This is a genomic window from Bacillus sp. GMs2/2 (assembly GCF_050172095.1).
Classification (GTDB): Bacteria; Bacillota; Bacilli; order Bacillales; family Bacillaceae_G; genus Bacillus_A; species Bacillus_A cereus.
Window position 1 is genome coordinate 1 of sequence record NZ_JBNLYE010000360.1, and the last position, 3,890, is coordinate 3,890.

Sequence of the window (3,890 nt, forward strand, 5' to 3'; positions counted from 1 at the left end):
AAAAAGAATTTAATGATCTAATAGAAAAGCATGGTAGATGGATACTTCTTAATTTAAAAGTTAGAAAACATATAGGAAAGTATAACATTCAGGATTTAAGAGGTAATTCTAATAACCTCAAGAATTTTTGTGAAGAATTAGAAGAAATAATAAAAAAAAGAAATAAAAAAAAGAAAATCCTATAAAATTAAGGATTTTCTTTTTTTATTTTAAAATTTAAGTAAACTTTTCCAAATAGGCTTTGATCCCGTTATTATAGAAACTTTCCCACTTATACCTATCGGTAGCTCTTGAGCTTCCTTAAAATCCATTGTCGCTTCCAATCTATATACATATTCTTTTAAATCCTTATCAAATATAGGTTGAGCCGCAATATAAGTTACAGTTCCCAACTCTTCATTTGTTGTATCTGAATTAAATGAATAATTTACTTTATCACCTAATTTTATACCTTTTATATCTTTTGCTAGTAATGTTAACTGTGCATATTTTGCACTACCCTTTGGAACAATTGAAAGTATTTCTTGCCCAATTTTAAATATATCTCCATCCTGGATAGTATCTGAAAATTGAACAATTCCTTCTGCCTTCGCTTTAACCTCTATTTCTTCAGATTTATTACTTTTGAATCTAAATAATAAATCTCCCTTTTTTACAAAGTCTCCATTGGTAATGACAATATCTTCTATTATTCCATCATTCTGGCTTCTAATAATACTCGTTTCAGATTTGTTTTTTACAATGGCAGTTCCACTACTTACGATATTTATTTCACCTGTACATATCCAAAATAATGAAATTGCAAGGGAACCAAATAGAAAAATTAAAAACCATACTATAAACCGAGGTGGTTTTCTATTCAATAATTCAACACTATCCGTTAACTCTTCAAAATCATAAATTCTATTCATTACATCTTCACCTCAGCTTGTAAAGACTGTGACTCAATATATTCTATATGAACAGTCTGGTTTCTCCACAAACGATAGTATTCGCACTTTTTAGTCAACAATTCTTCATGGGAACCTTGTTCGAAAATTTCTCCTTGCTGCATTACAAAAATTTGATCTGCATGTTGGATAGTACTTAATCTATGAGCAATAATAATTACTGTTATTCCTTGCTTACTAAATTCTTTTATTACATCTGTAATTTTCTTTTCTGTTGTTGAGTCCAAATTACTAGTTGCTTCATCTAAAATCAAAATATCCGGATTTTTTAATAGCGCTCGTGCAATTGCTAAACGTTGCCGTTGTCCACCTGATAAATTTGAAGCATTTTCCTCTAGTAACGTTTCATACCTTAGAGGTAATTCACTAATAAATTCATGAATGCATGCCTGTTTACACACTTCAATAACTTCTGCCAAATCAATTTGACGATTTAAACCAAATTTTAAATTTTCATAAATGGAGCCACTGAAAAAAAATGATTCCTGCGAAACATAGGCAATTTTTTCTCTTAATGCAGTTCGACTAATCTCTTTTGTATCATAATTATCATAATAAATATTACCTTCCTGAGGTTCATAGTAAGCCATTAATAACTTAGAAATCGTTGTTTTTCCTGATCCGCTTTCACCAACAAATGCTACTTGATTTCCAGGTTTGATAGAGAAGTTTAAACCAGATAGTACGTTTTTTCTGGTACCATAACGAAAAGTGACGTCTTTAAAACTAATTTCACCTGATAAGCGTTTCGGAGATACTTTATTAGATTCCATTTCAGTTTTTTCTAATTCTAATTCGAAAATTTCATTTAATCTTTCAGCAGCCACGACTGCAGATTGTATCATTGGCTGAATACCTATTAAATTTTGAATTGGATTTAAAAAGTATACTAAAAGTGCATTATATGTTATTAATTCACCTATAGTCATATTTCCTTTTAATACCTGCATAGCACCAACCCATAGTATTATTGTTCCACCGATTAATTCTATTCCCATTTTTAAAGAGCCTTGTAAATTTATTAACATTCCTTTTTTAAAGATATATTTCAATAAATTCACAAAACGTTTTTCTGTTTGGAAAAACACCTCTTTTTCTGCATTATAGGATTTTACAGTTGAAATCCCATTTAAGCTTTCAACTAGATAAGAGGTTAATTTTGCGTTACTCTCCATTTCTTTACGATTCATATTTTGAAATGGGTTATGGAATGACAACATTATTAATATATATAAGGGAATAAGTAAAAGAGTTACTCCAAATAAATAAGCATTTTGCATATATAGTATAATTGCTCCCGCTATAACCATTAAAGTATCAATCATTAATGTTACCGTTGTAGTAGATAATGCATCACGCACTTTGCTCGCGTCCATAAATCGAGAAATAATTTCTCCAACTTTTCTAGTCTCAAAAAAATTCATGGGTAATCCTACAACATGACGATAGTACCCTAACATAAGCTGTATATCAATTCTTCTACTAAAATATAATATTAAATGTGTTCTAAAATAAGACAATACCACTTTAAATACATATAATATTATGATACCTATGGAAATTATATGTAAAGTTTGTACCAATTTATTGGTTACAATATCATCAATTAATATTTTAAAATAAAATGTACCTAGCAAACCAAATAAATTAAAGAATATAGAAGCAAAGAACAACGGGATCAGCAAAGGAATTTGTGGCTTTAATAACGCAATAAATTGGCTAAATATATTTGGAGATAGCTTTCCTGGCTTAAAGCTTGGTTTTGGAGACATCAAAACTAAAATACCTGTCCAAATTTCCGCAAAATCTTTTAATTTATAAGTAACAAGACCCTTTGCAGGATCTGCGACATAAACTTTATCCTTCTTTACTTTATAAATAACAATATAATGTAACAAGCTTTTGTCTATTACAACATGAGCTATGGCTGGTAAAGGAATCTCCTTTAAAGCCTCTAAATCTTTTGTCTTTACACCTTTCGCCTCAAATTCTAACTTTGTAGCCGCTTCCAATAATCCTTTAACATTTGTTCCCCTCAAATCTGTTCCTGAAACTTCACGAATTTTTGCAATTGATAAGGAGAGTCCATAATGCCTTGATATCATTGCAAGACATGCTGGTCCACAATCTTGTAAATCATGCTGTTTAATATATGGAAAACTTTCAAACAAAATTTCTCTTCCCTTCATTTTAATTTTTGAAATCAATTATCCATATATTATTATAGCACACAAACTAAATTTTCTAAATTATATCAATAAAAAGACTAGACAAAATAATACATTTTTCTATATAATGGTAAACGAAAGTTGTTTTGAATTATCTAAATTCTTAGCAATATAATTTTCCAAAAACAGGAGGGCTTTTCATGGAACTAAACACTGAAAAATTCGTAGACTTAACTGAAGAAGAAATTTTAGAAACAGAAGGCGGCTGGACTGATAGCTGGAAAAGTGGCGAGAGTGGATATTTAGCTGGTTGTGCTTTATATCGTATTTGGAATCCAAAGAGCAAAATGTGCTCTGGAGATATGTAATTAAAATCTTTAAATCTATCTATTAATAAACTGTTTTATAACGAAAAATAATTTATTTTGGATTTTTTACTAAATAGGAGGGTTTTTTCATGGAATTAAATACTGAAAAATTCGTAGACTTAACTGAAGAAGAAATTTTAGAAACAGAAGGCGGCTGGACTGATAGCTGGAAAGACGGCGAAAGTGGATATTTAGCTGGTTGTGCCTTATATCGTATTTTAAACCCAAAAAGTAAAATGTGCTCTGGAGATATGTAATTAAAAAATGACTATATGCATTAATTGCATATAGTCATTTTTTATCTTTATGGGTTACCGCCACATCGCTATCAAGCTAAAAAAATGGGTCACCCCTCAAAATGAAAAAACATGTTAAATACCCATAAATAACCATATTATATTAAT

General features: G+C 29.7%; 4 protein-coding genes and 1 pseudogene. 3 read left to right on the forward strand and 2 right to left on the reverse strand.

The window, feature by feature from the left end:
• Positions 1-185 (forward strand): annotated as a pseudogene (locus tag ACQGS6_RS24230) (hypothetical protein); the annotation flags it as partial.
• Between the two features lie 24 nt (positions 186-209).
• On the opposite strand, the gene ACQGS6_RS24235 reads toward ACQGS6_RS24230, so the two are convergent.
• Together ACQGS6_RS24235 and ACQGS6_RS24240 are read right to left on the reverse strand one after the other, a co-directional pair.
• Positions 210-911, reverse strand: coding sequence for an HlyD family efflux transporter periplasmic adaptor subunit (locus ACQGS6_RS24235; RefSeq protein WP_061529157.1), 702 nt, complete (start codon positions 909-911; stop codon positions 210-212).
• Complete coding sequence (locus ACQGS6_RS24240) at positions 911-3,139, reverse strand: peptidase domain-containing ABC transporter (protein WP_426965724.1); 2,229 nt, start codon at positions 3,137-3,139, stop codon at positions 911-913. The genes ACQGS6_RS24235 and ACQGS6_RS24240 overlap by 1 nt, the downstream gene beginning before the upstream one ends.
• A gap of 179 nt (positions 3,140-3,318) precedes the next feature.
• On the opposite strand from ACQGS6_RS24240, the gene ACQGS6_RS24245 reads away from it, so the two are divergent.
• Together ACQGS6_RS24245 and ACQGS6_RS24250 are read left to right on the forward strand one after the other, a co-directional pair.
• Positions 3,319-3,486: a hypothetical protein gene (locus ACQGS6_RS24245; RefSeq protein WP_154696206.1), complete on the forward strand. Its 168-nt coding sequence runs from the start codon at positions 3,319-3,321 to the stop codon at positions 3,484-3,486.
• A gap of 89 nt (positions 3,487-3,575) precedes the next feature.
• The gene (locus ACQGS6_RS24250) at positions 3,576-3,743 is read left to right on the forward strand and encodes a hypothetical protein (protein ID WP_154696207.1); all 168 of its coding nucleotides are present in this window, start codon (positions 3,576-3,578) and stop codon (positions 3,741-3,743) included.
• The last annotated feature ends 147 nt before the right edge of the window (positions 3,744-3,890 follow it).